The sequence below is a fragment of the Hydrocoleum sp. CS-953 genome (genome assembly GCF_002260545.1).
In the GTDB taxonomy this organism is placed as follows: Bacteria; Cyanobacteriota; Cyanobacteriia; order Cyanobacteriales; family Microcoleaceae; genus Trichodesmium.
Window position 1 is genome coordinate 1 of sequence record NZ_LGSU01001221.1, and the last position, 8,135, is coordinate 8,135.

Genomic DNA, 8,135 nt, shown 5'->3' on the forward strand with positions numbered 1-8,135 from the left:
ACCCAAGTATAGCATTAATGCATGGGAATTGGTATAAGGTAAATACGTTGCTCAGGCTAAAAATTGCTCAAACCTAGATATATCAGGAAACAGGTTAATTAAATATCAAACCTAGACTATATAAGGGTTTGATACTATTTTTAACATATTTTTTGTGAAAGTACCGTTATTTAAAAGTCAATTCTTAATAGATATCTCTCTTCCTAAGAGAGTTTCTATAAAATAAATCTTAAGAACTGCTGTAAGGTTTATTATTGGTGGGTTACGGCAAATAACACCCAACTATTAAGTTTAACTATTAATCTGTGCCTAACCCACCCTACACAAGGATTTAATATTTTATTTACATATACCCTCTAAAGTCCTAATGGTACTTAAACAAAATAGAGACACAAAAAAGGCTCAAATATAGACTGGCAAAAGCTTTTACGTCAAAAAGGTATAAATTATGAATTACCAAGGGTTCTAGCCATTTTTAGGGCATCGACGTAATTCCCTTGTCTAGAGAGACTTTTAGGTATTTTTCCGATCATAAAATGTTTAAGTACCACTAAAACTTTATACCTAATAGGACTGACGCAGAAACCGGGTTTATCGACGAAATTTCGTGATTTGAAAAAATCAGTGCAATAAACCCGGTTTATTATTTGGGTGCGTAAGTCCTGACCTAATTAACTTAAAAACTCCTGTAATACCAATTTTAGAAAAGAATTTTACGAATAGTAAGGGCGATAAAAAGACTTTACAGGAGATGCCCCTTTGACTAATAAGATAAGTGATGAACTAATAAATGGCATCGAAGCTATTTATTCTGACTCCTGATGAATGAGGACTGACTCCTAAAACAAACCATAGTATTTGTAGCCAACATTTATCATACTTGGTCTGATACCAATTTAATAAATGTTGGCTAAATCGGATAAACTTTGATTATAACTATTTTATTTTTGATAAACTTCTCGATCAGAGATTTTTTCTTCCTTCTTCCTTCTTCCTTCTTCTTTCCTTCTTCCTTCCTTCTTCCTTCCTTCTTGCTTCCTACTTCTTCCTTCTTCCTTCTTCCTTCTTCCTTAATCAAATTAAAACCTCAGCTTTAGATGAAATATCTGAAAGCCGAGGTATTAATCATCAAACGATAGAAAATGCCAAAAATATTGCCAGTCTTAAAAGCCTATATTATTTACGGCTCATTCTAATCCCATATTTTAACTGATAGATTTAATCCTATGCGTCATAGGGTTTTTTACCAGTAAACTTAAGAGCAGCAGGTTCTGGGTTACTGCCAATATTACGGTCAATCTTACCTACATAAGGACGGCCTTCATTTACCTTCTCAGGGAAAACACCATCTTTCGGATGCAGGTATTCATTAGAACCATCAGGAAAAACCCGATAGATTTTGAAGTCCTCAATTTTGGGCTTAAATTTAGTCCGTAGTTGAGTACCGAGGGCCAAGCATTGCTCTTTGCGGGCTAAATAGAGTAGGTTTTCACCTTCATTCATAATAGCTGCGCCGCCTGTAGGCATTTCAAACACCTGTTCTTTAGAGCTAGTCCAAGTAATAGCGTACTTTTCTTCAACTTCAGCCTTGGTTAGCAAGCCACCAGTGCTGCCACCAAAAATTGGAGGTTGTCCTGTTAGTTCGTCTGCCATAGATTTCTTATATGAACCTTTTTATGGAATGGTATCACCAGGGTTACTCAAGTTTAAGAAATTGTAAGGTTCTGTTACAAAAGGATGATTTAAACTTAGGCCACATATTGGGCCATTTACTCCAAGCGCTGCTTTAGTTATCCAAATTCTACGATTAAAAAAGTGGGTAATTGCAATAGTCCCCTTGAATTTATCAATACTTTTTTTTAGTCTAAATAAAATAATGGAACAATATTGCCTTATTTTAATTTCTCCAAATCAGAATCACTATTTTATTTTTTAATTATCAATCCCAGTAAAAATTACTATTCTTAGTTAATTTGAAGCTTATATTTTTTATTTTTTATTCCTTCACAAAAATCAGGTCAATAGCCTCTCCTAGGATAGGGGATGAAAAAAATAAACTTCAGTATTTCAAGCTTTTGGCTTGAACAGTCGGTACTGATAATTGAAATGACCTCAATAAATTTATTTTTCACTTAATAGGATTGAATTCTATGCAAGTAATTTTATTTCGTCCTCAAGGTAACTTAGATTTAAAGGGTAGTTATAGACTCAAGCAAATCGTAGATAAACTAATTTTCCAAAGCCAAAATTTTTACTGGGTAATAGATATGGCATTGGTCAACAAAATTAATAATTTTGGTTTAACTACTTTAGTGGTACTCCAGAAAATTGCTGAAAAAAGAGGATGTAAATTATATCTTTTAAACCTTCAAGATGATATTCAAGTAGTTTTTCAGATTACCGGATTAGACCAAAAATTCAATGTCTTAGAAGACGAAACATTCCTCAATTCATTAAAAGCTAAACTACTACTTTGCTAGCTCTCCAATTGATTAATGAACTTCCTTTTGTCTTTCTTCTTGCTTCTGACTATTACCAACAATTGGAATAGTAAAATGAAACTGACTACCCCGATCTTTACCAGCCGACTCCGCCCAAATTTGGCCCCCTAAACGACTAATAATCTGACGACAAATAGCTAAACCTAAACCAGTACCACCCACACTGCGTCGTAAAGCACCTTCTTCTTGATAAAAACGATCAAATACAGCCTCTAACCGATTAGGTTCAATCCCACGACCAGTATCAGAGATACTCACCTTCAACATATTCTCATTATTAGAAGTTGCTCTAATTATTACTCTTCCTTCAGCTTGAGTAAACTTACAAGCATTGTCCAATAGTTTTGACAAAACCTCTACTAGCCATTCCCCATCCGCTAAGACCAAAGGTAGTTCTGCGGATACCTGGGTAGTAATATTCGGCAACTCCCTCTCTAAGTTGTGGGCACGAATACTACTTAGAGCTAAATCAACACATTCTAATAGAGGTAGATATTCTATATTCCATTCAACTCTACCACTTTCTAGATGAGACAATGTTAAGAAATCTTGCACAAGATGACGCATTCTATCTGCATCTGCCAATGCAGTTTCTAGCATTACTTGACGTAACTCTTCAGGCATATCTGGTTCTTGACTCAAACTTTCTAGGCAAACTTGAATAGTAGATAGTGGAGTCCGTAACTCATGGCCAGTAATAGCAATTAAATTACTACGAGTCCGGTCAAGAGCCTCTAATTGTTGATTTAATTCTTCTAGGTGAGTATAAGTTTCTGCCTGAATCAAAGTCATACTTAACTGAGTAGCGATCGCTTCTACTAAATCTATTTGTTCTTCAGACCAGTTATAGGGACATGAGCCACAATTATGTAATTCCACCATACCTAATAGTCGCCCCTGATACAGTAGAGGTATCATTAACCAGCTCTTAATCTCCCATTGAGATATTAAGTTTTCCAGACAATTTCTCCTCTGAGATTTGGCAGTACCTGAAGTTTCTGAAACCAAATACTCAGGTAGCAAACTTGTATCTTCTATATAAACTCGCCCTTGAGTTTGAACAACTTTTTGAAACAGATCATTATCTTTTAGAGGCCACACCTGATTCAGCAAAGATTTTACTGATACACCCAAATACTCGTGAGTAATAGTTGCTGTTCCATCCAGAGGGCGACACTGATAGATCAAACATCGGCTGGCCAAAAGTGCTTCTCCCAATTCTTGGACTGCCACTTTGATAATCTCATCAGGATCTAGCGATCGCCTCATAGCAGAAGAGATAATATTAATCAAGCGTTGTTTTTTTTCCTGGGCCGCCATTGAGCGATAAGTTTTAAGTAACTTATATTGAGTTGCTTGCAAATAAGTCACCAAACGTTCGGCAAAAGGATGATTAAAGTTAGTATTTTCATCTACTACTAAAGCTTTCTGGAAATTAGTATTATTAGAAGCAGATTTACTTTGAGGAGATTTTTTTGCCTTCCTCAAATCTAAATTAATGCCATAAATTTCTATAGCTGCTTGAACCTTTTCCTTTAACTCTGGTCTATATTTAAGGATTCGAGCAAGTAATAATTTTGCAGATTGGAGACATACCTGACGGTCAAAAGTCCAGATACCTTCAAACCGACGTGCTTGCTCCATTCCACTGAACTGAGATGTTTCATTAACTAGGCCAGAATTATCACACTCATTGCAAATCAAACAACTTGAATAATCTTGACCAAGCACCAATAGATTCCATTCCCTACTTAAAGCATCTCTAGGATTAAAAGCTACTGTTTCGTGATACTCAGAAGAATTTTTAAACTCCGTTTCTGGTGCAGCTAGTACATATACTTGGGATGTTAGGTTCGCAATTCGTCGATAACGGTGAGCTTCTTGACGATAAAAACGCTCTTTCTGAAAAGTCGCTATGACCAGAGGTTGATCGGAGCTTGCTAAAACCTGGTCTTCCATTGCATGAGAGAGAGCAGTCAGGGATGACTTAAAGTAAATTTGTGGTTTTATCTGCGGAACCTCTAGCACCAGTTCTGCCAATACGGATTTATGAATGGTCATCTGGCGGTTGATTTTTAACCTATTGCATCAATAACATCAAATATACATTGTTGATTTGACATTTATTTATAGAAGTTATTCCTATTAAGTTTTCAACCTCTTAGTGGTTTAACGCTTTATGAAAAGTTGCTATCATTTGGGATAGTCTTACACTTTCTCCATGTTCGTTTTTAGTCTCTGTTTCACTTCGCAACAGAAAAGAGTTAGCTTCTCTATAAGAGGCAGCTCGTCACTAGGAGGTATGTCTAAGGATCAACTATCTAAAAAACTTATTGCCGATAATTTTACCAGTAGTTGTTAACAGTTTTACATTCATTAACGAAAATTAATTCTATTTTATTAGGACTTACGCAAAGACCATGTGTATAGCGTTCAAAACTATAACGTTATAGTTTTTTAACTCTATATATAGTACCTCTGCGTAAGTCCTGTTTATATCAAGTATATTTTTATAGATATTTTGCTTCAGAGATTCAACCCGGTCTGTCCAGAAGATTGAAATAACATATTCTACTACAGTAGGTGTCCTTGTGAGACACTGCGGGACTCGGTTATCTCAGGTTAGGGTTTGCGCAGAATGACCTATCATAAAAAATCAAATCAATTATCGTACATAAATAATCAATTCTTTCCCCCTACTCCCTCTTTTCTGGAGAGGTTTATTGCAGTCGCTTTCTGAGATTTGCTCTCGAATAGTCTTACAGTTGCTCCACAGAAACCTGCTATTAGTAATCAGCTTTTGCAACAAACCAATAGCAAGTTTTTGACAGTTTACTAATTTTATGGTATTTTATTATTTCCTTGTTTCATCTTGGGTTTCACCACTTGAACCAAGCTCAGAATTATAAATAGCATCCAACTGTTCGCGAGCTTCTTGTACATTAACAGACCGCATCACTAACAAAGGTTCATCAATAAAATTCCCAGATTCATCCAATAGTTCTGGATGTGGAATTCTACCAGACTGAGAATAAGAGTCACGAGCAGACCCCCCTCGGTTGGAAGACAAAGATTGAGACTCAAGTCCCACTGTTAATAGACTACGGATTAAATTACGAACAGCCAAAACAGCAATAGTAGTGAAGGCTAGGATATAAAGCAAATGTAACATAGTGTTCTCCTCAAGGCTAGATAGCCACTCAGCAAATTTTAAAAAAAATTAAACAGTTTTTCTGGTTTTATTACTTTGACTCTGGATAAGTTTTATAAGCAGAAATTGTCTTATTTTGATATGTCATCATCATTTCTAGAAGAAATAGTGTTGTCGCCATAAATTAACAATTATCAACTTCAAAACTGTTTCCTGGGAAAAAGTCAACCGAACATATTTCTTAATTCAGGATATGAGTCTAGGTTGAGAGTAAAGTTTGATTGTGATTTTACATTCTATCTAGATTGCTCTTTGCGGAACCGCATCGCAACTTGCCAACATTCGGTTAGTAGCTGATGCCAAGGCATAAGCACTGTAGTTTCCACCCCAACTTGACCTTCAGTTGCTTGAAAAAGAGCTTGTGCTGTATTCACTTCCTGTTGAGCTTGCTTCACCCTATTAAGTAGGTCGAATTGCTCACTGCTACTCAGAAAAGAAATTTCTTCTCTCTCCAATAACTGGCGGGAACGCTCAAACCAGTACCCGAAATCCTCTAACAAGGGTTGCAGTACCGCTTTAAGTAAGTCTGGTTCTGGCAGTTTGGGGTTTAGCATTTTTTTAAATTTAGTTTCTTATTCTAGTTTAATCTTAACACTCTTTACACTTTTTAACATTTTGCTTAACAAATGTTTTAAAATCAGCTATTGAGATTTGAAAACGACAGGAATAAGGATTTCTCAGCCAAAACCAGTTACCTTCTACAATTATATTCTCAATAAAACCTTATTCATTTATACATACTTAAGGTACAAAAAATGCTATTGCTCACAATAATTTTTGTGACTTTAGTCAAAAGTCACAATTGAAGCTTTACAGTATCTAAGCTTCCAGGCATAAAAAAACAAATATCCTAATTTCATTTTGTTAGCCTTCAGAAAAACTTAAAAGACCAATATAAAATAACAGGAGCCGGAAACATTTACTAATAGTCCTTGCTTGAGGAAAAAATACCTTAAAAACTTAAAAAATCAGATCAAAAGCTTATAGTAGTTTTCATGCTCGATAGACCACAGTAGTAATCACCGGGGGGCATGATGGAAGATTTGTTGATGTCGCAACTTGAGGATCGAGAGCTTTGAAACTAGCCTTTGACTCCTGTACGGGCGAATGGCCAGCAAGCCCCTACGACTCCTGACTACCTGACTCCTACAACAGTTTTGTGGTCTACTCAACTGAAAAGCGCTGTCTGCAGAATCCTGTCACATCAAATAGGCCATTCTTTTAATATATCTAGGTTTATAGCGGTTTTCACTTCATGACTTGCATTACTTCTTCCTTCTTCCTCCTCTCCTAGATAATATGAGCCTTCTTTCTTTAACCCCAAATCTCTGTACTCTAAAAAACATGAAAACTGCTATAAATGATTTTCAGCCTATTGAGCTATTCCCTTTGCCCTTTTTAGATTTGCAGCTTTTTCGGCCACAAAAACATCAAACTCCCGTTAACCCTAAAAAACTGAAACGCAACGTGACCAATTTCTTTATGTATGTGTGATGCCTGGGAACCTGAAGTTAAAATCTATCCTTTTTTCCTCGGAGACGGGCAAAAGTTTGTACCGGATCTTGACTTTGAACTGCTAATTGTAGAGCAGGTTGCTCCCAGCGCAGAAAAGGATTTGTACGTTTTTCTACACCAATCATCGATGGTACAGTTGCTTCATTGCGACTACGCGCTTCCTTAACCTCAGCAAAACGAGATTGTAAATCAGCATTTTGCTCGTCAACAGTCATAGCAAACTGTAAATTTTTCAAAGTGTATTCATGGGCACACCATATTCGTGTATTGTCAGGTAAATTACGCAATTTACTCAAAGACTCTACCATTTGGCCTGGTGTCCCTTCAAATAAGCGACCACAACCACCAGCAAACAAAGTATCGCCACAAAATAACTCTCCTGTTTGTCCAGCAGCTACAGGAGGAAAATAATAAGCAATATGGCCACTTGTATGGCCGGGCACAAACAAAACCTCTCCGACTCGCTCGGCAAAATGGACGCGATCGCCTTCCTGTAAAAATACCTGTTGTCCAGGAATTCTACCTCGGTCCTCAACTCCACCATAAACTGTTAATTGGGGAAACTTTTGGATTAACTGTTGATTAGCACCTACATGGTCGTGGTGATGGTGAGTATTGAAAATAGCCACCAACTCAGCCCCCAGTGATTGAAGTTTCTGTAGCACTGGTTTAGCTTCAGCGGGGTCTACTACAGCCACAATATTTTGATTTGGGTCATGTAGTAAGAAGATATAGTTGTCTGAAAGTGCTGGTAGTCTATAAATTTCCATAAAAACTCAATTAATACCTGATCTACAAAATTTTTATTCAGGGATCTTTACCTCTTAATTATTAAATTAACGTAGTTAGGCAATGAAGGTATATATAACAGTAGAAAATGATTTGTAAAAAATCAAAAAATCCATAAA

The 8,135-nt window shown here is 36.4% G+C and carries 7 protein-coding genes; 1 reads left to right on the forward strand and 6 read right to left on the reverse strand.

Features of this window, described 5'->3' with window-relative positions; translation table 11 throughout:
* Window positions 1–910: 910 nt before the first annotated feature.
* Together AFK68_RS37115 and AFK68_RS20485 are read right to left on the reverse strand one after the other, a co-directional pair.
* The gene (locus AFK68_RS37115) at window positions 911–1,078 is read right to left on the reverse strand and encodes a hypothetical protein (protein WP_168186574.1); all 168 of its coding nucleotides are present in this window, start codon (window positions 1,076–1,078) and stop codon (window positions 911–913) included.
* 146 nt (window positions 1,079–1,224) lie between these two features.
* Complete coding sequence (locus AFK68_RS20485; RefSeq protein ID WP_094674626.1) at window positions 1,225–1,653, reverse strand: photosystem I reaction center subunit II PsaD; 429 nt, start codon at window positions 1,651–1,653, stop codon at window positions 1,225–1,227.
* A 497-nt stretch (window positions 1,654–2,150) separates the two neighbouring features.
* Here AFK68_RS20485 and AFK68_RS20490 point away from each other — a divergent pair, with 497 nt between their 5' ends.
* Window positions 2,151–2,480 carry an STAS domain-containing protein gene (locus AFK68_RS20490; RefSeq protein WP_094674628.1) on the forward strand — a complete coding sequence of 110 codons (330 nt, stop codon included), beginning with the start codon at window positions 2,151–2,153 and terminating at the stop codon, window positions 2,478–2,480.
* Between the two features lie 12 nt (window positions 2,481–2,492).
* Here the strand turns inward: AFK68_RS20490 and AFK68_RS20495 are convergent, their stop codons facing one another.
* The 4 genes from AFK68_RS20495 to gloB all read right to left on the reverse strand — a co-directional run bounded on the left by AFK68_RS20495 (window position 2,493) and on the right by gloB (window position 7,997).
* A complete protein-coding gene (locus AFK68_RS20495) occupies window positions 2,493–4,562 on the reverse strand; it encodes a DICT sensory domain-containing protein (protein ID WP_094674630.1) in 2,070 nt (689 codons plus the stop codon).
* Window positions 4,563–5,355: 793 nt separating this feature from the next.
* Window positions 5,356–5,673 carry a DUF2973 domain-containing protein gene (locus AFK68_RS20500; RefSeq protein ID WP_094674632.1) on the reverse strand — a complete coding sequence of 106 codons (318 nt, stop codon included), beginning with the start codon at window positions 5,671–5,673 and terminating at the stop codon, window positions 5,356–5,358.
* 275 nt (window positions 5,674–5,948) lie between these two features.
* Window positions 5,949–6,266: a DUF2605 domain-containing protein gene (locus AFK68_RS20505; RefSeq protein WP_094674634.1), complete on the reverse strand. Its 318-nt coding sequence runs from the start codon at window positions 6,264–6,266 to the stop codon at window positions 5,949–5,951.
* Between the two features lie 957 nt (window positions 6,267–7,223).
* Entirely contained in the window at window positions 7,224–7,997 is a 774-nt protein-coding gene (gene gloB, locus AFK68_RS20510) for a hydroxyacylglutathione hydrolase (protein WP_094674636.1), read from the reverse strand.
* Window positions 7,998–8,135: the final 138 nt, after the last annotated feature.